We start from the raw sequence: 20,776 nt of genomic DNA on the forward strand, positions 1-20,776 counted from the left end.
CTCTCAGACAGCTCTCAGACGCCGAGCGAGGGCAACAGCGCTCGCGGCCGGATCCTCGACCCCGGTGAGGCCCCGCACGACCACCACGCGGCGCGCTCCCGTCGCAAGAATCTGATCCAGGGTATCCGGACCGACGCCACCGGTGACGAACCACGGCTTCACGCCCGGAGCGAACGGAGGAGCGTGCCGCGCGGCCAGCCGGGGCAGACCCAGGCCGACCGGCGGCCGGCCCTCCTTGGTGGGCGTGGCGTGCACCGGCCCCACGCACACGTAGTCGACGTCGGGGTCGGCGAGCGCCGCGAGGAACTGGTCGGGATCGTGCGTCGACTGTCCGATCAGCACGTCCGGGCCCACCAGGCGCCGGGCAAACCGCGGCGGGATGTCGCCCTGACCGACGTGCAGGATGTCGACCCCGGCGAAGGCGGCGAGGTCGGCGCGGTCATTCGCGCTGACCAGCACTCCCCTGGCGCCGGCGGCGGCCTGCACCCGCCGCAGCCCGCCGAGCTCCTCGTCCCATTCGAGCCCCTTCTCCCGGAGCTGGATCAGATCGACCCCGGGGGCCTCGGGCGTGCCGACCACGGCGCTCAGGAAGGCGTCGAACTCGGCCCGACGCGGCGTGCACAGGTACAGGCGGGCGTCGGCCAGCCGCCGCAACCGGTCCGCCCGGGCTGGCCCACCGGCGCGCGGCGACGATCCCTCAACCTCCGGCGACAGCACGCACGATCTCCAAAATGTCGCCGTCGGCGAGCCGGACGGCGGGAATCTCGGACGGCGTCAGAGCCACGCCATTGTGCTCGACCACCACCGAACCAGACGGCAGGCCCAGCTCGGCGAGCAGGTCGGGCAGCGGCTGGCCACCCGGGATGCCCCGCGGCGCACCATTGACGACGACCCGCGCCCGGGCGAGCGGCTCCGGGTGCGCACGCGGGTGCAAGTGCGGCGGACGATCGACCATTTTTCGACCCTACGGGAGCAGCGCCCGCCGTGCGGGCGGTGGGTACGGCCGGGACCGGGCCGGGGCTAGAAGGCCGACGCCTGGGCCCGCCGTTTGACCTCCTTGCCACGGTTCTCGATAAGTGCCTGCATGGGGGTGCCCGGCAGACTCGGATCCTCCCGGAAGATCCAGTCGAGCGCATCCTCATCGGTGAACCCCGCGTCGGCCAGCACCGTGAGCAAGCCGGGCAGCCCCTTGACGACGGCGCCGTCCCGGATGAAATCGGCAGGCACCCGCAGGACGCCCCCCTCCCGCCGGGCCAGTAGCGTCCGGTCGCGCACCATCTGCCGGACACGGGTCACGGGAACCTGCAGCTGATCGGCGACGTCAGGCAGGGTCAGCCAGTCCATGGTCAAGAGTAAACACCTAAGTCTCGATGGCGTCGTATGGTGCCGGCGCGGCCGCGGACGTTGGCCGCGCCCCTCGGCGAGGGGATGACCAGGCGGTTTCCGGCCGGGACGGTCCGGCCGGAACGGGTCAGAGCGCAGCCACCTGGGCGCCGCCCGCGGCCGCCGAGCGCACCGCCGCCTCCAACACCGCGACCACCGGACGGGCGGTCTGCACGCCGTAGCCGGACAGCGGCCAGCCCGAGACGAGACAGTCCGCCAGGTCCCGGTGAAACGTACTGCCCGAGGTGGGTGCCAGCGGGATGTGGCTGCGCACCCCGTCATGGGTGATCAGCACGAGCGACCCCGCCTCCGCCTCGAGTATCTCGGCCTCGGCCTCGACCTCGGACCGACGACCGGCGTGCCGTCCCAACCGCGGCACCAGCTTCCCCTCCCCGTCCCGGAAAGCCCCGCCGTCCCGGAAAGCCCCGTCCAGGATCAGCGAGCCGGTGGACCCGAGCACCTCGAACCGCGGGCGCCGGGCCACCGTCAGATCGGAGNCCGTGACCTGCGCCTCGGCCCCACTCGCGAAACGCAGCAGCAGCCGGCTGTGGTCAGCGTTGCTGACGTGGTGCCAGACCCGCTTGACGGTGGACGCGCTGACCCATTCGACGGGCTCGTCAACGAGGGCGAGGATCTGGTCAACGCAGGCGCTGCCCCGATCATGGAGCTGCCCACCACTGATCCGCTCGTCGTCGTGCCAGGTGCCGGCTGGCCGGCGGAAGCCGCCCCGGTGGGCGTCCAGCCGCAGCGGCTCGCCGACGGCGCCGCGGTGCACGGCGGCGCGGACCGCCCGGTAGCCCGGGTCGTCCCGACCCTCCGGATACACCGCGAGCACCAGGGACCGGGCCTCCGCGAGCTCCGCGAGCTGGTCGGCGTCCGGGGTCGACAGGCAGAGCGGGGCGTGCACGACGACGTGCTTGCCGGCCTCCAGCGCACGACCAGCCCATTCGAGACGGGTGTGGGTCGGTGTGGCCACGATGACGACCCCGAGATCCGGATCGTTGACCAGGTCGTCCGGGTCGTCGACGCGGCGCGGCGGGCGACCCGCCGCGTGCGCCGGGAGCCGGCCGGCACCGCCGTCGCAGAGGGCGGCGAGTTCCAGGCCCTCGGTCGCGTCCACCGCCGAGTGGTGCGTCCCGGTGATGTCCGGGGTGCCCAGCAGCCCGACCCTGGCCGGCGCGGCGTCGAGCACGCCGAGGCAGTGCCGCAGCCAACGTCCCACGAGCCGCTGGTAGGCGGGATCGGCGAGCACGGCGGGACCGGTACCCAGGGNGAATATGCCGAGGCCCGTGGAGGGCCGCCAGGTGCAGACGGGATGCTCGCCCATCTCGTGCCGGACCAGGAGCAGCCGCTCCACGTCGTCGGCAATCTTGTCGGGGATGATCCAGCTCTCCCGGGGGCGGAAGTCCGCGGACCGGGCCATGACCGCGCCGCCCTGCGGCCCGACGGTCAACCGCAGGTCGTAGGGCGCGGTGGTCCGCCCCGGGATGAAACCGGACGCCTCGATGAGCGGACTTCCCGGCGGCAGCGCCCGCATGGTCGGCCCGGCGAGCAGGACCGGGACGGTCTGCCGGGCCCGGTCCAGCAACTCCTGCTCGACGTGGTCGAGCGGACGGTCGATGAGCACGAGAAGCGCGTCGGCCGACCGTGCCGAGGTCGGGCCGAGACCCGCTGCCCGCAAATGGTCGCCGAGCGCGTTCACACCGGCCAGGTTCGACACCAGGTGAATGCGAGGCACGTCTCCGCACTCTAGTGACTGTTCCCGACGTTCCGGCGATTGGGGTCATCAAACAAAGATCCAAATAAAGATCCGCGCAAAGATTTACACAAGGATGCATACATAACGCAATGCCGGGCAAGAGTACCAATGATCCTGATATCCAGAAATCCCGCCGTCCGGCCGATCGGAACGCCTGGAACGCCTGGAACGCCTGGAAAATCCGGAGCACCGGGAACACCGGGTCGTCACCGGGCGTCATCGACTTGCCGCGGCCAGTTCCTTCATCGACACGGAGATATCGGCGAAACGCTCCCGATCCGGGATACCGTCGGCCGCCATCAACCGGCGACCGGCGACCATGTCCATCGGGCGCCCCACAGTGACCAGCGCCTCGAGACGGCCGTCCGGGGCGAACCACCCGGCCGACCAGCCAGACGGACGCCCNCCGTCGGGCGGCACGACGACGCCCGGATCGCCCCGGAACACCGGGGCAGCCTCTGCCGAAGGGAGTCCCGCGAACTGCACCATGCGGCCGAACTGTTCCGACCAGAAGTAGGGCACCGGGTCATAGACGGCCTCCCCGCCGAGCAGCGTGCTGACCGCGACCGCGGGCGACTGCTGGGCGCAGTCCCAGTGCTCGACCCGCAGCCGCCGACCGTAGCGACGCGACCACCAAGCAGCACAGTCACCGACCGCGACCACCGGCGGCCGGTCGCCGTCGGCACCGTCGGCACCATGGGTCCACCGGGCGGCGAGATGCTCGTCAACCACGACTCCCCGGTCGAGGGCGAGCCCGGAACCGGCGAGCCAGGCGGTGCCGGGCCGCACCCCGACGCCGACGACAACCTCGTCCGCAATCAGCTCCTCACCGCCAGCCAGCACCAGCCCGTCGGGGGTGACCCGCTCCACGGCCGTGGCCAGGCGCAGGGTAACCCCGGCCCGGGCGTACCACGCGATCGTGCACCGGCCCACCTGCGCGCCGAGCGCGGCGAACAGCGGCGAGGCGGCTGCCTCCACGACGGTGACCTCGGCACCGATCGCTGCCGCCGCCGTGGCGACCTCCGCGCCGATCCAGCCGGCACCAACGATGACGAGCCGGACGCCGGGACGCAGGGCGCCACGCAGATCCCGGGCGTCGTCAATGGAACGCAGGACCCGCTGTGGGCCGTCGCCCGGCAGGGTTACCGGGTCGGCTCCCGTCGCCAGCACCAGGCCGTCGTAGTCCAGCGGCCCCGCGTCGGTCTCCACAGTGCCCGGTCGCAGGCCCGTCGCCCGCCGTCCGAGGCGCACCTCGACCCCGTCGAGGTCGAAGGGCAACGTCGTGTCGTCGATGCGGCCGGAGAGCACCGCCTTGGACAGCGGCGGACGATCGTAGGGCCGGTGCGGCTCCGCCCCGAGCAGGATCACCTCTCCCGCGAAACCACGCGCGCGCNCCTCGGCGGCGGCCCGNCCCCCCGCCATTCCCGCGCCCACGACGACTATTCGCTGCATTCGAGCAGACTATCGACGACCCGCGACGCCGGGCCGCCGTCACCGCACCGGGTCGACAAGCGGAAAGGCGTCCTTCCACACCGGCTCGTACCCGGCTTCGGCGAGCATCGCGGCGATCTGTGCCGGCGAACGCTCGTCGGAGATCGAGAACTGTTCCTGGGCCGTGCCGGGCGTGGTGTAGCCGCCGGGTTCGGTGGAGGAGCCGGCGCTCATGGTGGTCACGGCGATGCGGACGAGCCCGTCGCGCAGCACCGCCGGCTCCCGGGTCGACAGCGACAGCGCGAGGTCCGGCTCGAACAGGCGCAGGGCCGCGTACGCCTGGACGAACTCCGCGTCGTCAACGACGACGACCGGCGGGAACCCGCTGGCACTCGGCTTGATGCGCGGCAGCGCGATCGAGACCTCGGTCCGCCAGTAGCGACGGGAGAGAAAGGAGGCGTGCGCGGCCAGCGCGAGCACGTCAGCGCGCCAGTCCGGGGCGAGCCCGAGCAGCGCGCCGATCCCGAGCCGGCGCACCCCGGCCCGCGCGGCCCGTTCGAACGAGGACAGCCGCCGGTCGTAGTCACGCTTCCAGCCGGCGACGTGCACCTCGGCGTAGCGGGCCCGGTCGTAGGTCTCCTGGTAATGGACGACTCCCTCCAACCCGGCACGCACCAGCCGGGCATAGGTGTCGTCCGACCAGGTCTGGGTCTCGATGCTGATCGAGGGGAACATCGGCCGTAGCCGCTCGACCACCGCGACGAGGTAGTCGGCCGATACCTCGACGCGATGCTCGCCGGAGACGAGCAGCAGATGACGGAACCCCCGGTCGACCAGCAGGCGTCCCTCCGCCACCACCTCCTCAAGGTCCAGCGTGCGGCGCACCACCGGCAGGCCCTTGGCGAAGCCGCAGTAGGTGCAGGACGACAGGCAGGCGTTCGACACGTACATCGGGGCGAACAGCCGGACCGCCCGACCGAACCGGAGCAGGGTCGCCTCCCGGGCGGCAATCGCCAGCTCCTCCAACCGGGCGGTGGCCGCGGGTGAGAGCAGGATCGCCAGCTCCGCGAGACCGATCCGGGGGGTGGCCGACCCACCGGATCCGGGCCGAACCCGCCGCAGCACCGTGTCCACCTCGGCGGACGTGGCCCGCCGCGACATCGCGGACAGCCCGGCCAGGTCGTGACCGGCAAGTTCGCGCGCGAACTCCCCTGGCGGGGCGCTCACCTGGACGCCTCGCCCACCACCGCAGCCGGGGACGTCGCCCGGGACACCGAGGGCACGGGCGACGCCGGTGACGGGTGGGACGCCGGTGACGGGTGGGCGCCGAGGAACCCGGTGAGCGGGGAGGAGGCGGACGCCACCGTGGCCGGGCCGGCAGCCCCTCGGCCGGCCAGGAAACCCAACCGGCCGGCGGCGGTGGCGAGCGCGAAGGCCCGCGCCATGCGCGCCGGATCGGCGGCCACCGCGATAGCGGTGTTGACCAGCACCGCGGCCGCGCCGATCTCCATCGCCTCGGCCGCGTCCGAGGGCACCCCGAGCCCGGCGTCCACGACCACCGGCACCCCGGCGCTCGCCACGATTGCCTCGATCGCGTCCCGGGTGCGCAGCCCGCGGTTCGAGCCGATCCAGCTGCCCAGCGGCATCACGGTGGCGCAGCCGACCTCCTCCAGCCGGCGGGCCAGCACCGGGTCGGCCGAACAGTAGGGCAGGACCGTGAAGCCGTCGGCCACCATGAGCTCGGCGGCGCGCAGGGTCTCCAGCGGATCCGGCGCCAGGGTGCGCGGATCCGGGGTGACCTCCAGCTTGACCAGACCGGTGCCCGTCGCCGCCCGCCCGAGGCGGGCCAGCCGCAGCGCCTCGGCCGCGTCCACCGCGCCCGAGGTGTTGGGCAGCAGGGTCATCGACGGCGGGATGAAGTCGAGAACGTCGCCGTCACCGATCCGGCCGATGTCGACCCGGCGCAGCGCCACGGTGACGATGGTGGCACCGGATGCGACGAGGCTGTCCCGCATCACCCGGTGACTCGCGAACTTCCCGGTGCCGATCAGCAGCCGGCTGCCGTAGGCCCGCCCGGCGATGACGAGATCGTCCGCCCCCGCGGCACCGGGTCCGGCCTCACCACCACCCCCGCCGCCGACGGCGGAACCTTCACCGGCGAGGCCATCGGGACAGGAACCGTCGGGGGGAGAATCGCCGGGACGGGAACCGGCAGGACGTAGGGGGTGCTGCGACACGATCTTTCATCCTCCCCACGCGCGCATGACCGCGATCGGGTATACGGGTCGCCGACGGGATACTGGCCAGCCTCTCAGCCCACGTCCGTGGGCTCCCCGGAGCAATCGACAGTGTAACCGCTGCTTCCTGGCCGCGGCTTCGGGTGTCCCGCCGCGACGCCGATCTGCGACGCCGATCTGCGACACTGATCCACGCCCGTCGACGATCATCGCGGCCTTGAGAACCGATTCAATGTGGGCACCCGGGTTTCACCCGGTGGACACCATGCTGCGCGACGAGGTACTTCTCGCTCGAACGACGTATCCGGGTTAACCTCGCGGGGCTCGGTAGCGGCATCCTTCGACAACGATCGTAAACTCTCCCTCGTGGATGCCACCGTGGCCGACCCCGTCGTAGGTCGGCTTCTCGACGGCCGCTACACGGCGCAGGAACGGCTCGCCGTCGGCGGGATGGCGACGGTGTACGTCGCGCACGACAACCGGCTGGACCGGCTCGTCGCCCTCAAGGTCATGCATCCCACTCTCAATCACGACCCGGAGTTCGTCACCCGTTTCCATCGCGAGGCCAAGGCCGTGGCACGGCTCAACACCCCGCGCGTCGTCTCCATCCTCGACCAGGGTTCCGACCACATCCCCGTCGGTCTGGTCAACTACCTGGTGATGGAGCTGGTGCGCGGCCGGTCGCTGCGCCAGCACCTGGGCGCCCGGGGTCGGCTCCCGGTCACCGAGGCCATCGAGATCATCGAGCCCGTGATCGAGGCCCTCGCCGCCGCGCATGCCGCCGGCATCATCCACCGCGACATCAAGCCCGAGAACATCCTGCTCGGTGACGACGGCCAGGTGAAGGTCGCGGACTTCGGCCTCGCCCGTCCGGTGAGCCAGCCCACCCAGGCACTCACCGGCGGCGTGGTGATGGGCACTGTCGGGTACCTCGCCCCCGAGCAGGTCACCCACGGCGTCGCCGACACCCGCAGCGACGTCTACGCCGCCGGTGTGGTGCTCTTCGAATCCCTGACCGGGCAGCTCCCGCACAGCGGCGCCACCCCGATGTCGGTGGCCTACCAGTCGGTCCACGGCGACGTGCCGGCGCCGTCCACCATGATCGAGGGCATTCCCGCCGAGCTGGACGGTCTTGTTCTCCGGGCCACCGCCCGCGACCCGGCGCGCCGGCCGGTCGATGGTGCGGCCCTGCTGGCGGAGCTGCGGCGCATCGAGCCGTTCCTGCCCCCGCAGGACGCCTACCCGAGCGGGTTCACCGGCGAGATCGAACGGATCGGGTTGGCCGAGCGGCCTTCAGGGGCCCGGGAGCCCGGGTACCCCCAGGAGCCCGGGTACCCCCAGGAGCCCGGGTACCCCCAGGAGCCCGGGTACACCCAGCCGTTCCAGGCCGAGGACTACGACGACTCCCGGGGCGCCGGGCCGGGGGCCGCCGCGGAGCGCGCGTTCGCCGGTGCCGGGCCGGGCCAGCCAGGCACCGGCGCGCTCTATCGATCCGCCTCCCCGCCCTCGCCGACCGCCACGGCCTATCTCGGGGGCGGTGGCGGGCGCGGGCGGCGACGGGCCGCCGCATCGCCACGCTCCCGAGGGCTCATCCCGGTCGTCGTCGGTGGCATGGCCGTCCTGGTCCTGCTGCTCGGGATCCTCGCGTTCCGTTCCCTGTCCGGCGGAGGGACCGAGGTCCCGCTGCTGACGAACCTGAGCAGATCCGACGCCGAGAAAATGCTGCGCGACGCCGGCTTCCAGTTCACCTACCTCGACCCGGTCGCCAGCGCCACGGTACCGGTCGGCCACGTCGCCCAGCAGGATCCCCGGGACGGATCGAAGGTCGACAAGGGCGCGCTCATCACCCTGCGGCTGAGCTCCGGCCCCGCGACGGTGCGCGTGCCGGACCTGGCGAACCTCACCGAGACCCAGGCCAAGGCCCGGCTGGCCGAAGTGGACCTGACCCTCGGCGGCCTGAGCCCACAGTCCAGTGACACGGTGCCGGCGGGCCATGTGATCGGTACGAACCCCGGGGCCGGCACCGCGCTCAAGCCGAAGGACCAGGTCGTCGTGATCACTTCGACGGGCCCCGCGACGAAGCCGGTGCCGGCCGACATCATCGGCAAGTCGTTCGAGGAGGCCAAGGCCGAGCTCGTCGGCCTGAACATCGGCCTCGTGGTGCAGCGCACCGACGCCGTGAACGACGCCGTGCAGCCCGGTGAGGTCTTCGGGGTCTCTCCCGACGTGGGGCAGCCGATCTCACCCGGCGGCACCGTCACCCTCACCGTAGCCGAGGCCGACGGGTTCGACAACGGTGACGGTTCCGGGGGCGACGGCAGCGGGATCCAGGTCCCGGTGCCGAACGTGGTCGGGAAGAGCTACCGGGAAGCCGAGAACATCCTGCAGCGCCGGGGGTTGAAGATTGACCGTATCGGCTGGATCGGCGGGCCGGGCGACCGGGNGACATCGCAGTCCGCCAAGGCCGGGAGCAAAATCGAAAAAGGAAGTACCGTGCACGTCAACACAACGTGGGACCCCCTCGGCTGAGCCGCCATCCTCCACCAGGTTGATCATATTGTGCAACGAATCGCGCGGTGGGCGAAAGATCCGCGACCGCTTCCCCGGGGGGACGACGGCGTGAAGGCAGCGCGTGGTCGTGGCCGGTGGCCCGCCGGCCCGCGGCGGCCGACGTCGTGGTGGCGGGAGTCGTCGTGGTGGCGGGAGTCGTCGTGGCGGGGCATGGCCGGCGGTGGACGGCGGGCCGAGCGGGTCGCCGACCTGCTGGACGGACAGCGCCCCCCGTATGACGAGACCGACGCGCGGCTGATCGACACCGTGGCGGCCCTCCGGGACCTGCCGTCACCGCGGCTGCATCCGGCACGGCACGCCGCCCTGCGCGGACAGCTGTTCGCCGCCGTCACCGGCTCCCCGGCATGCGATCCCGTCCGTTCCCCCGCCGCCGTTTCCCCCGGCACCTCCGTGAAGGGCCACGAGACCGAGGCCCGTCCCACAAGAACCCGTCCCGCACGCACGCCTCCCGAGGGCGTCGATCCTGACCTGCCGGGAAACGATCCGGTCGACGCGCGGTGGGTACGCCGGACCGGTGCCCGCGGTGTCTCTGCCTGCGGTGTCTCCGGCCGGGGCAGGATGACCCGGGCCGCCCGGCCGCTGCTGGCCGGAGCACTCACCGCCGCCGTCACCACGGCGGCCCTCGCGGTCAGCTCGGGGGACTCGCTACCCGGCGATACCCTGTACGGCGTCAAACGACAGGTCGAAGACCTCCAGGTGTCGCTGGTCCGCGATCCGGTCGAGCGGGCGAAGACCCGGCTGGGCATGGCCGGCTTGCGGATGAGCGAACTGCGCACGATCACGGTGAACGACGGCGGGGTGATCGCCCCGGAAACCGGTGCCGGCGCTCCGGAGACGAGCCCGCGGGTGCCGGTGGTGAACCCCACGGCGACCGCCGCACCACCGACCATCGCGGTGTCACCGACCATCGCGGTGTCACCCGCTGCGGTGTCACCCACTGCGGGGACGTGGCCTCCCGGNCCCCGCACNCCCGCCGTCTCCGGCGACGCCGGCGAATCCGATGGCCCCGACGCGCCGAGCGACCCGCCCGGCCCCGGCAACGGGGACCGCCTCGACCCCGAGCTGGTCAACGCGCTGCTGCGGGACTGGATCGCCGAGGTGCGCGCCGGCACGCAGGTACTGCTGGCCCGGGTCGCCGCCGGGGACACGGACGCCTGGACCACGGTGAACGCCTTCACCACCGAGCAGTCCCGCGGGCTGAAGAACCTGCTGAGATCGCTTCCCGTGGGCTCGGTCGGACCGGCGCATGCGGCTCTGGATCTCATCGACGACGTCAGGCGCAGGCTCGGCCCGCGGGCACCAGCGCCGGTCCGGGCCCCCTCACCCGTCCGCCAGATCTCTCCGATCGTGCCGACCGGTGACGCCCTCACCCCCCCGCCCTACGTGGCGCCGCTGCTCTCCGCACCTCGGCCCACGGCGACCGGGGCCACCGCCGCGCCCGCCCTCAGCACTCCCACCCCCGGCACTCCCACCCCTGCCGGCACCGGCATCGGCTCGCCGGGGCCCCCGAGCCCGGCGCCGGGTGGTGCCACGAGCGGAACGACCATCCCGACCCCGACCCCCGCCACGACCCCGACCCCCGCCACGACCCCGACAGACGACACGACCCCGACAGACGACACGACCCCGACCCCCGCCACGACCGCATCCGATGTCACGCCGACCACGGTGGGCGCGCCCTCGCCGCAGAGCCCCCCGAACGGGGCGCCGACGCCGGGATCCCGCTAGAATCTGTTCCGAGTTTGGATCATGGGGTTGGCAGGCTGCGTAGCCAGAGGATGGATCCGCGCAGGTGGAGTCCTGCGGCGTAGCTTTCGGGTGTCTTGTCGTAGCGGGTGGCCAGNCCCCGCCATTCCTTGATCTTGCTGATGCCGCGCTCCACGGTGTTGCGGTCTTTATAGAGCGCGGCGTCGTGGCGGACCGGGCGACCTCCGGCGCTGCCGCGCTTCTTACGGTTGGCCGTCTGATCGGCCTTCTCCGGAGGACGAGCCGTGGTACTCGCTCTTCCCAGGACCCCCGCGTCACGGGCTCGGGTCCCAATGCCGCTTCCACTAACTGGATCTTGATGGTCGTCGGTGTGTCGGTTCCGGCTGTTCTGTCTGGTTGCCGGCATGATCGGGGTGTGTGGCGGACAGTGAGGCGGTTGCGGGNAGCCAGCTGACGGACTGGATCTCTCTGGGGGTCCTGACGTCGTTCGTCCCGCGTGATGCGGTCGATGAGGCGATCGAGGCGACCGGGGCGGGTGCCCGGCGCTCCGACACGACGATCCCCCCGCAGGTCGTGGCCTATTTCGTGATGGCGCTCGCGTTGTTCGCGGACGACGACTACGAGACGGTCGCCCGCCGGCTCGCCGCCACGCTCACCGATCTCGACGTGGTGGGGCCGCGGTGGGAACCGACCTCGTCAGGGCTGACCAAGGCCCGCCAGCGGCTCGGTGCGGCGCCGCTGGCCGAACTGTTCGGTCAGGTCGCCGGGCCGGTCGCGGACCTGGACACGGTCGGGGCGTTCCTGAGCCGGTGGCGGCTGATGAGCATCGACGGGCTGGAATGGGATGCCCCCGCCTCGAAGGAGAACATCGCCGCGTTCGGCCTACCGGCCGGCCGCGTCGACGCGCCAGGGGTACTGCCGAAGGTCCGCGCGGTGACCGTGTCCGAGTGCGCCTCGCACGCGCCGGTNCTGGCCGCGTTCGGCCCGGCCGGTGGGGCGAAACCCGCCAGCGAGCAGGCACTGGCCCGGACTGTCTACCCGCGGCTGGCCTCGGACTGGCTGCTGCTCGCGGACCGTAACTTCTACTCGTGGGCGGACTGGTGCACCGCGGCGGACACCGGTGCGGCGCTGCTGTGGCGGGTCAAGGCCACCCTGCGCCTGCCCCCGCTGCGCGCGTTGTCCGACGGTTCCTATCTGACCGTGCTGGTCAACCCGAAGGTCACCGGGAAGGCCCGGGAGACCCTCGTCNCCGCGGCCCGCGCCGGCGCGCCGCTGGACCCGACGAAAGCCCGTTACACCCGCCTCGTCGAGTACGACGTCCCCGACCGTGAGGGCGACGGGAAACACGAGATCACCGGCCTGCTCACCACGATCTGTGACCCGCGGGAGGCGACCGCGACCGCTCTGGCCGGGGCCTACCGGCAAAGATGGGAACACGAGGTCGCGATCGAAGACGCCAAACAACTCGTCGGCGTCGGCCAGGCCCGCAACCGGCTCGCCACCGCCGCGCAACGCGCCGTCCCGTTCGGCCTGACCTGCCAGACCCTCGCCTTCACCTGGTACCTCACCACCGGCCACCACCACGACGACGCCGCGGAGCACCGCGCCCGCGCGCCCTGGTACACCACCAAGACCCGGCCCTCGACCGCCGACCTGCTCGCCAAGCACCGCCGCGTCCTCATCGCCACCAAATACCAGCCCGCTCACCCCGAACAGCCCACCCCAGCCGAAATCCACACCCTCCGACNGGCCTGGGAGATCACCGCCGCATAACTACGAAAGTCGAGGTGTTAGTAGGAGTGCGAAACGCTCCTGGACGGAGGCCGGCGAGCAGGCGAGGGAGGTGTCGAGAGCTGCCTGATTGACCGGCCGGGGGGTGATGGTGTTGCTACCGGCCTCCCACTTCGAGACCATGCGCTCGCTGACGCCGATATGTGCCGCGAATGCTTGCAGGCTCATCCGTTTGGCCTGACGTAGTGCCCGGATCTCTCGTCCTGTCCAGCGGATCACGGTAGCCATCCGTGAGCTTCCTACTCCAGGGAATCGCCGGGGATGGCGATATAGGTGGCATGGAGTTCCCGTAGAATTGGATGGTCGTCGAGAAGGTTCACACCATCAATCATGTGGATCGGGCGGACGCCGATCGAAGTGTTAGTAGCAAAAGCCGCCTGCATGCTGCCGAGCATATCCAGGGTAACAGGGGCGGTGACGTGAGTGCCGACCTGCTGCAGGAGTCCCATGGTTACTCCAGGCAGGACGTCGGCTTTGGGCCAGATGACGTTGTCGCCATCAAAGAAACCGACGTTCCAGGTGGCGCCTTCGGAGACGACTCCTGTGGGATCGGTGAACAGCGCATCATCATAGCCGTCGAGTTGGGCACCGCGGCGATGGTACAGAGAGCCGAACAGGCCGACGTGTTTCACCATCGGAAGATCCCGCAAGTAGACGCAGGCCTTCACGCGTAGCGCCGGCAACACGGTCGGCGCGACCGGTCGAGTGGTCACCAGGATGTGTGGAGCGGCCGTCGCACCCGGGTGCCCGAGTTCCAGTGCTGGGTCGAAGACGGTGACGCGGACGACGAGCGAGCCGGTTCTGCCTCCGACCGCGTGACGGACCAGCTTCAGGACGTGTTCCGGATCGAGGTCGGCTGCAAAGACGATGCGGCAGTCACGGACCAGCCGGCTCAGGTGCAGCGGCAGGCCCCGTACCCGGCCATCATCGACGCGCATCGAGGTGAAGTGCCCGAGGTTGGTCAGGGCCAGCGCCGCGAGCGCCTCAGGGGTGACCGGGTGGCCGTCGAGTTCCGCCATGTCCTGGAGTCTGGCAGCCGGGGGCAGCCCGGCAAGCGGATGGGTGTCTGGGTCCGCCAAGTTCAGTGAAAGTTCGGTACTGGGACGGTGCAGTGACCTTGTGGGTGGAGCTCGTGTCGCGGCAATCTGGGGACTCTCTACAGAGTCATAACCCGCTAGTCCCACCCACTTCCCGATCTTGGACACTGAGCTGGCGGTCGGGATCCCAATGCTGCCTCCACCCGCAGAAGCGGTCCGGGAGACTTCACCTCGCGCCCATTTATCGAGACGCTTGTTCAGAGATGCATGGAGATGACGAAAGCATCTATTCGCCATGGGCCCACGTGACCAGACCCACGAACGAACCCGGGGCCGCCGGCCGGACGCCCGCCGAGGGCCACCAGCCCAGCCCTGACCGGTCGTCGTCCAGCGCCGTGCTGCGTTCCGGAGTCGGACAGGGCGTGGTGGCCGGGGTGGGGAGGGAGCCGGTCGGAGCGGCCGTTGACGGCGCTCACTCCCCACCGCTCCCGATCCGGACGCCACATCCGGGCTGGGGTGTGGTCGAGCTGGACGTGAACGGCCGAGTTGTCCGGATCATCGTCGGTGAGCCGGAGTTCCGCAGCCCTGCCGATGCCGATCTGTACGCCCGCAGCAGAGGTCTTCCTGATCACCGCGTCGCGCCGGTTGACCTCGGCAGTCGGGTGCCGCCCAGGCTCTGAGACAGAGGCTGCCCCGGCCCGTCCATCCCGGCGCAGCTTCCCGGGATCCGAAACGGGGCCGCCCCGTCCACAGACGGCCCGTCCAGCACCCCGCCCACGGTGCGGCCTGCGACCGCGAGCGGGCCCTTGAACGCGCCGTAGCGACGTTCGACGACTTCCTGGCCTTTGTAGCGGGCGAGTACCTCGGCGGGGCCGATGGTGTCGGGCAGGTTGGTCAGCAGGGCGTACCAGCCGTCGGTGGCGGCCTCGGCGTCGAGCGCGGCGGAGTCGAAGTGCCAGGTCAGGGCCGGTTTCCCGGTGTCCGGATCGACGCTGGTGGCGGCGACGAGGTAGCGGGTGACGCGGTGTTTCGTCGCCAGCAGGGTCAGGCGGGCTTTCACCGCGGCTTCGGTGCGGTAGAGGTGCTGGCTGCCCGCGGCGCGGGTGAGGGTGTCGAGGTCGGTGCGGGCGCGGTCGAGTTTGAGTGCGCGGGCGGCTTTGGCGGCCTGGTCGTTCGCGGACGACCAGATGAACACCGTGCGCACGGTGACCGCCGCGTCGGTCTTGCGGGGCCCCCGCAGGGTTGTCACGCCCTCGCGGGCCCGGTAAGTCGCCCGGGCGTGGATCGGCTTGTCCTGGTCGCGCGCCGCGACGTGGTCGACGAGGGNGGCGGTGGCCCAGTCCTGGGCGGCTAGGACCTGCGCGGGCACGGCCGTCGTCGGTGCCGGCGCGAGGAACGTGACCCCAGGCGTGGAGGTCAGCGCGGTCAGGTTGGGGTAGGAGACGAGTTTGCTGTCGCCGACCAGCAGGAACCGCCGTTCGCCGGCGATCGTGGTCAGGGCGCGTATCGCGGCGGTGACCTGGGAGACCTGACTGACCTCACCGGCGCCGCCGTCGTAGGCGCGGTGGACCAGCGGGATCCCGCCGTCGCCGGTGGTCGCGGGCCCGGTCTGGACCTTTTGAGGTCGGGGCGGCGGTCCTTGGGATGGCCGTACTTCGGGGTCGCGTAGTCGCCGTCGGCCTCGGGGTAGGCGCCGTGCGGCGAGATCGACGTCATGTCCCAGTGGATCCGGGACACGTCGAGGCCGAACGCGGTGATCGCCGCGGCGCCGACCGAGCCGACGACGGCCTCGCAGACCGGGGCGAGCGCGTCCAGCGCCCGACCGACCCGGTCGTCGTTCAACACGTCCGGCGCGAGGCCGAACATCTCCTCGACCGCCCACTGGCGTGCCCACCGTTCGACGTGCAGCAGCGGGGTCGGCGAGGTCAGCCGGTTGGCGACCAGCGCGGCGATCACGTCGCCGTGGGTGGCCCGGTTGACCTTGTCACGCATCGGGGCGAGCCGGTCGATCGTGCCCGCGACATCGAGGCGGGCCAGGTAGTCACGCACGACGGGCAGCGCGCCGAGCGGCTTCTCCACGCTCGGCGGCCCGTAGTCCATCGCGACCGTCACAGCCAGGAACAGTCCCAGACCCGTCACTACCGATCGCGGTCACCCCGACGTGATCCGAACAAGAGATCAAGCAGCTGGCTCATCGCACGCACGCACGTGCGGAAGACAAGTCCAGCTCACGAGGGCCACGGCGCGCCGCGTTCTCCCCGCGTGTTCTGCAGCATCTCGGCGACGAGGAAGGCCAGTTCCAGCGCCTGCCCGGTGTTCAGACGGGGGTCGCAGGCGGTCTCGTAACGGCCGCCGAGGTCGTCTTCCCCGATGAGTTCGGCCCCACCGAGGCACTCGGTGACGTTCTCCCCGGTCAGCTCGATGTGCAGGCCACCGGGGTGGGTGCCCAACGCCTTGTGGACCTCGAAGAAGCCGAAGACCTCGTCGAGGACATCGTCGAAGTGGCGCGTCTTGACGCCGCCCACGTCACGGGTGTTGCCGTGCATCGGATCGCACGACCACACCACTGGCGGCCCGGCGGCGTTGACCTTCTCGATGATCGGGGGCAGCGTGTCCCGGACCCGCTTTGCCCCCATCCGGGAGATCAGGGTGAGCCGGCCGGGGACATGGTCGGGGTTGAGCCGCTCGGCAAGCTCGAGGACCTCGTCCGGGCCAGCCTTCGGCCCGATCTTGCAGCCGATCGGATTGCCCACCCGGGACAGCAGGTCGACGTGGGCACCGTCGAGGTCCCGGGTCCGCTCGCCGATCCAGATCATGTGGGCGGACAGGTCGTACGGGTCGCCGGTGGCGTCCTCGATCCGGGTCAGGGCACGCTCGTACTCCAGCAGGAGGCCCTCGTGACTCGTGAACAGCTCGACCCCGGTCAGCGCGGCGGTCCGATCGAGGTCGATGCCGCAGGCGGCCATGAAGGCGAGGGCACGCTCGATGTCCGTCGCCATCACCTCGTAGCGGCGACCCGCCGCGGAATCCCGCACGAACGCCTTGTTCCACTCGTGGACCTTCGACAGGTCGGCGAAACCTCCGGTGGCGAAGGCCCGCACGAGGTTCAGCGCGACTGCGCTCTGGTGGTAGGCGGCGACCATCCGCATCGGATCGGGCTGCCGCGCGGCGGCCGTGGGCGCGATGTCGTTGACGGCGTCGCCCCGGTAGGAGGGCAGCCCGGTGCTGGCCTCGATGTCCGCGGACCGCGGCTTGGCGTACTGCCCGGCGATGCGGGCGACCTTCACCACCGGCGTGCTCGCGCCATAGGTGAGGACGACCGCCATCTGCAGCAGCGTCTTGACCTTGTCCCGAATCTTGTCGGCGGTGTTCGCCACGAAGGTCTCGGCGCAGTCACCGCCCTGCAACAGGAACGCCTCGCCCCGAGCGACCAGCGCGAGACGGTCGGTCAGGGACCGGATCTCGGGCGCGGTGACCAGCGGGGGGAGGGCCGCAAGCTGGTCATGGGCGGCTCTCAACTCTGCCGGGTCGGGCCAGGACGGCTGCTGCTTGGCCGGAAGGGTCCGCCAGAGATCCAGTACGCTCACCACACCAGGGTACGGCCCAGGTCGAGCTCGAGCGGTCACCNTCGCCCGACATCTTCCCGGGAATCGGCGTCTTCCCTTGGACAGGCATCCGCCCGGAACTCGGCACCCGGCCCTGGCTCCCGAATCGGGACCGGATCCTGGACCGAAATCAGATCCTGGAGCGGGATCGGTTCCCGGACCGGGATCGGTTCCCGGACCGGGATCGGTTCCCGGACCGGGATCGGTTCCCGGAGCGGATCCGGCCCGACGGCCCGCCCCTCCCCCGGTCAGCCGAAGAAGATCTCGGCCTCGTGGTAGAGCTCCTCGGGCACCGTCTTGAGCTCGCGGGTCGCATCCTGCAGCGGAACCCGGTCGATGCGGGTGCCGTGCAGGGCGACCATCACCCCGAAGTCGCCTTCGTGCACGGCGTCGACGGCGTGCAGTCCGAAACGCGTCGCGAGCCATCGATCGAAGGCCGTGGGCGTGCCGCCGCGCTGCAGATGCCCGAGTACCGTCGCGCGCGCGTCACGACCGGTGCGGGCGCGGATCTCGGTCTCCAGGACCGCCCCGATGCCCTGCAGGCGGACATGCCCGAAGGCATCGACCTCACCCTCCCTGGCGACCAGGGTACCCGTGATCGGGACGGCACCCTCGGCCGCGACGATGATCGGCGCGTAGTGGGTGGCGAACCGGGCTTCGACGAAGGCGCACACCTTGTCGAAGTCGAACGGCCGCTCCGGGATGAGAATGACGTTGGCNCCCCCCGCCATGCCGCTGTGCAGAGCGATCCACCCGGCATGACGGCCCATGACCTCAACGATCAACACCCGGTGATGGCTTTCCGCGGTGGTGTGCAGCCGGTCGATCGCCTCCGTGGCGATGTTGACCGCGGTGTCGAAACCGAAGGTGTAGTCCGTCGCGGAGAGGTCGTTGTCGATGGTCTTGGGCACTCCGACCACGGGCAGTCCCTCGGCGTGTAGTTGGGCGGCCNCCCCCNGGGTGTCCNCCCCGCCGATCGCGATGAGCGCGTCCACCTCGGCTGCGGCGAGGTGCTCGCGCACCAGCGCCGGCCCGTCCACGGCGGCGTAGGGATTGGTGCGGCTGGAGCCGAGGATCGTGCCGCCACGCGGGAGGATCCCCCGCACGGCCGCGATGTCCAAGGGGACCGTCTCGCCGGTCAGCGGCCCTCGCCAGCCGTCCCGGTACCCGACAAAGCTGTGGCCGTAGACGCTCTCTCCCTTGCGCACGACGGCCCGGATCACCGCGTTGAGTCCCGGGCAGTCGCCGCCGCCGGTCAGTACGCCGATCCTCATCCCGAGTCCTCTCGTCGACCGTACACCGCTTTCTCCGGCGGCAGCGTAGCGGGAGAGCCACACTTCAGGACAACAGCGCGGTCACGTGGCGTGGCAATGACGAGGCCGCCACGGCCACGTCATCGACTCATCGGGATGGGTTCGACACGGCGGCGACCTGGGCGCGCAGCGGGGCGAGAACCCGCCACCGGGCGAGGTTGTGCAAGGCGTCGGCGAGCGCATCGTGGGCGTTGGGCGGCGGTGCGGGAAGAACCGGCCGGCCCACTTCCTCCCACAGCTGACGCAGGTCCCGGGTGAAGCGGGGCAGCTGGGCGGGCAGGGCGGTCATCGTGCCGAAGAGCTGGCAGAGCACCACGTGGTCATAGGCCCCGTACCAGGCCCACAGCTCGGGGGCACCGCCCGCGGTCAACAGCGCGGCGACCTCGTCGCGGATTCGGGCCCGCGGCTTCCACGCCTCGTCCGATGGCGACGGCAGCTGGTCGAGGACGTTGCGACGGACCCAGGGCACAGCCCACGACGGGTCGAACTCGGTCGACACGGCATAGTACCGCTGTGTGCCGTCCTCGCTGACGATTCCGACGCTGACCAGATCGAGCCAGTGATGACCGGTGTCGGCGCGTTCGATGAACTCGGTGTCGTAAAAGAAGCGGGTTCCCACCGGCTCAGTCTCCTCCGGCCGAGGTGTCCGCCATGGTCGGCCGCTCGACCGCGGACCACCCCGGGCCGGGGCCCGAGCGCCGGCGCCACGGGCGCAGCAAGGCCCCGAGCAGCAGCGCCGCCAAGGCGGCACCGACCAACGGCAGCAGCCACAGCAGCGGCCCGGAGTACTCCTCCGTGGCGTCATCCCCGGACGCCGCCACCCGCGGACCGTCCGGTCCCGGCGACCGCCCTCCCGCCGGGACGATCGCCGGCGTCGCGCGGCAGCCGGCCGAACCCGCGACGGACGGCGGAGTCACCGCGGGACCGGTCGCCGGAGAGACCCGGACCTCGACCCGGGCGGCGCCGGGATCACTGACGAGGCAGAGCAGACCCGCCCCGGGCGCGGACGTCACCCGCGCCCCGGTGACCTGCACCTGGTAGCCCGTCGGATAGGACCAGGCCGGCACGCTGATCGCGGTCGCCGTGCCGGCAGCGAGGGGCGGCCCGGCCGACGGCGCGGTCCGATAGGCCACCGTCAGCACCCGCGACGCGTCGAAGCGCAACACCTCCGGTACCCCGGCGATGGCCACGGGGTAGGGGCGGACGATGTCCGCGGGCGGGGCGGGCGCCCGGCGTTCGGCGCCGCCGAGCCCGACGGGCGCGGCGGTGCCCACCGTGCCCCCGGTCGGGCTCGGGACGTCGTAGAACCAGCTCAGGCCGAACGCGTCGGCGGAGGCGACGAGACCGCGGACACTGACCGCCGACCCGTCCTTCCAGCCGACCAGGTATCCGGTCGGATCATTGACCGCCACCGTCGATGCGGCGTCGAACGGGGCAGGCCGCTCCCGCCACAGCAGGTGCGCGCCGTCATGCGCGGCCACCGCCGCAACGAGACCCGCACCGCCGCCACCACCATCGGGCACCTCGTAGCCGAGCAGGCCCGGCACATCGCGGAACCGCGTCGCCAACCGTTCGAGCCCCGCGGCGAGGCCGGCGACGGAGGGCACGTAGCCCGCCGAGGAGGGCACGATCCGCAGCGTGACCCGCAACCCGCGGTCGGTGAACATGCGGGTGAGGGCGGCGGCCTGGTCGAGTCCGGGGTCGGCGGGCGTGGTCGCCGCGCCGGCACCGTCGAGGACCGGCCCACCGGAGGTCGCCGGGAAGCGGCCGCCGCTGGCCATCGGGACCGCCAGGCGCACCCCGGTAAATCCGAAGCCGACCCAGGTGTCGATGTCCCCGGCGGTGGGCGTCACCCCGGCCGGCACCGTGATTCCATGCAGGACGACCACCCGGCGATCACTGTCCGTAAGATACGTTCCCGAGCGACCGATCGTATCGGCCG

General features: G+C 71.5%; 18 protein-coding genes, 1 pseudogene and 1 riboswitch. Of the genes and pseudogenes, 4 read left to right on the forward strand and 15 right to left on the reverse strand.

Going from position 1 to position 20,776, the window contains the following annotated elements; all coding sequences use genetic code 11:
- Positions 1-3: 3 nt before the first annotated feature.
- The 7 genes from ALLO2_RS10650 to ALLO2_RS10680 form a co-directional block, all read right to left on the reverse strand.
- Entirely contained in the window at positions 4-717 is a 714-nt protein-coding gene (locus tag ALLO2_RS10650; RefSeq protein WP_023841272.1) for a thiamine phosphate synthase, read from the reverse strand.
- Positions 698-955, reverse strand: coding sequence for a sulfur carrier protein ThiS (thiS, locus tag ALLO2_RS10655; RefSeq protein WP_011437456.1), 258 nt, complete (start codon positions 953-955; stop codon positions 698-700). Before thiS ends, ALLO2_RS10650 begins: the two co-directional genes overlap by 20 nt.
- A gap of 65 nt (positions 956-1,020) precedes the next feature.
- Positions 1,021-1,344, reverse strand: coding sequence for an Rv2175c family DNA-binding protein (locus ALLO2_RS10660; RefSeq protein ID WP_023841271.1), 324 nt, complete (start codon positions 1,342-1,344; stop codon positions 1,021-1,023).
- Between the two features lie 127 nt (positions 1,345-1,471).
- Positions 1,472-3,121 (reverse strand): Gfo/Idh/MocA family protein, encoded by a 1,650-nt coding sequence (locus ALLO2_RS10665; RefSeq protein ID WP_035731658.1) that lies wholly within the window; start codon positions 3,119-3,121, stop codon positions 1,472-1,474.
- 237 nt (positions 3,122-3,358) lie between these two features.
- A complete protein-coding gene (locus tag ALLO2_RS10670; protein ID WP_035731662.1) occupies positions 3,359-4,594 on the reverse strand; it encodes an NAD(P)/FAD-dependent oxidoreductase in 1,236 nt (411 codons plus the stop codon).
- 39 nt (positions 4,595-4,633) lie between these two features.
- The gene (gene thiH / locus ALLO2_RS10675) at positions 4,634-5,800 is read right to left on the reverse strand and encodes a 2-iminoacetate synthase ThiH (RefSeq protein WP_011437460.1); all 1,167 of its coding nucleotides are present in this window, start codon (positions 5,798-5,800) and stop codon (positions 4,634-4,636) included.
- Entirely contained in the window at positions 5,797-6,810 is a 1,014-nt protein-coding gene (locus ALLO2_RS10680; protein ID WP_023841270.1) for a thiazole synthase, read from the reverse strand. The genes thiH and ALLO2_RS10680 overlap by 4 nt, the downstream gene beginning before the upstream one ends.
- Positions 6,806-6,919, reverse strand: a riboswitch (TPP riboswitch). (Overlaps the previous gene by 5 nt.)
- A gap of 257 nt (positions 6,920-7,176) precedes the next feature.
- Here ALLO2_RS10680 and ALLO2_RS10685 point away from each other — a divergent pair.
- Positions 7,177-9,339: a Stk1 family PASTA domain-containing Ser/Thr kinase gene (locus tag ALLO2_RS10685; RefSeq protein WP_035731664.1), complete on the forward strand. Its 2,163-nt coding sequence runs from the start codon at positions 7,177-7,179 to the stop codon at positions 9,337-9,339.
- Between the two features lie 90 nt (positions 9,340-9,429).
- The gene (locus ALLO2_RS10690; protein ID WP_157493341.1) at positions 9,430-11,109 is read left to right on the forward strand and encodes a DUF5667 domain-containing protein; all 1,680 of its coding nucleotides are present in this window, start codon (positions 9,430-9,432) and stop codon (positions 11,107-11,109) included.
- Positions 11,110-11,128: 19 nt separating this feature from the next.
- Here the strand turns inward: ALLO2_RS10690 and ALLO2_RS10695 are convergent.
- Positions 11,129-11,371 (reverse strand): annotated as a pseudogene (locus ALLO2_RS10695) (transposase); the annotation flags it as partial.
- A gap of 134 nt (positions 11,372-11,505) precedes the next feature.
- Here ALLO2_RS10695 and ALLO2_RS10700 point away from each other — a divergent pair.
- On the forward strand, positions 11,506-12,861 hold the full coding sequence (locus ALLO2_RS10700) for an IS4 family transposase (protein WP_157493343.1): 1,356 nt from the start codon (positions 11,506-11,508) through the stop codon (positions 12,859-12,861).
- Here the strand turns inward: ALLO2_RS10700 and ALLO2_RS24330 are convergent, their stop codons facing one another.
- On the reverse strand, positions 12,862-13,107 hold the full coding sequence (locus ALLO2_RS24330; protein ID WP_011437466.1) for a helix-turn-helix domain-containing protein: 246 nt from the start codon (positions 13,105-13,107) through the stop codon (positions 12,862-12,864). It abuts the gene before it with no gap.
- A gap of 11 nt (positions 13,108-13,118) precedes the next feature.
- Entirely contained in the window at positions 13,119-13,898 is a 780-nt protein-coding gene (locus ALLO2_RS10705) for an aminotransferase class IV family protein (protein ID WP_011437467.1), read from the reverse strand.
- Positions 13,899-14,221: 323 nt separating this feature from the next.
- On the opposite strand from ALLO2_RS10705, the gene ALLO2_RS10710 reads away from it, so the two are divergent.
- On the forward strand, positions 14,222-14,596 hold the full coding sequence (locus ALLO2_RS10710; protein ID WP_035731665.1) for a hypothetical protein: 375 nt from the start codon (positions 14,222-14,224) through the stop codon (positions 14,594-14,596).
- Positions 14,597-15,410: 814 nt separating this feature from the next.
- On the opposite strand, the gene ALLO2_RS27180 is transcribed toward ALLO2_RS10710, so the two are convergent.
- From ALLO2_RS27180 to ALLO2_RS10735, 5 genes are all read right to left on the reverse strand, one after another.
- On the reverse strand, positions 15,411-16,028 hold the full coding sequence (locus ALLO2_RS27180; RefSeq protein ID WP_232235025.1) for a DUF4277 domain-containing protein: 618 nt from the start codon (positions 16,026-16,028) through the stop codon (positions 15,411-15,413).
- A gap of 116 nt (positions 16,029-16,144) precedes the next feature.
- Positions 16,145-17,503 (reverse strand): class II 3-deoxy-7-phosphoheptulonate synthase, encoded by a 1,359-nt coding sequence (locus ALLO2_RS10720; RefSeq protein ID WP_369808145.1) that lies wholly within the window; start codon positions 17,501-17,503, stop codon positions 16,145-16,147.
- Between the two features lie 266 nt (positions 17,504-17,769).
- Positions 17,770-18,795, reverse strand: coding sequence for a 6-phosphofructokinase (locus ALLO2_RS10725; protein WP_035731670.1), 1,026 nt, complete (start codon positions 18,793-18,795; stop codon positions 17,770-17,772).
- 127 nt (positions 18,796-18,922) lie between these two features.
- On the reverse strand, positions 18,923-19,453 hold the full coding sequence (locus ALLO2_RS10730) for a polyadenylate-specific 3'-exoribonuclease AS (protein WP_011437471.1): 531 nt from the start codon (positions 19,451-19,453) through the stop codon (positions 18,923-18,925).
- A gap of 4 nt (positions 19,454-19,457) precedes the next feature.
- Positions 19,458-20,723 carry a hypothetical protein gene (locus tag ALLO2_RS10735; RefSeq protein WP_108913565.1) on the reverse strand — a complete coding sequence of 422 codons (1,266 nt, stop codon included), beginning with the start codon at positions 20,721-20,723 and terminating at the stop codon, positions 19,458-19,460.
- Positions 20,724-20,776 lie beyond the last annotated feature (53 nt).

It is taken from the genome of Frankia sp. Allo2, assembly GCF_000733325.1.
Classification (GTDB): Bacteria; Actinomycetota; Actinomycetes; order Frankiales; family Frankiaceae; genus Frankia; species Frankia casuarinae.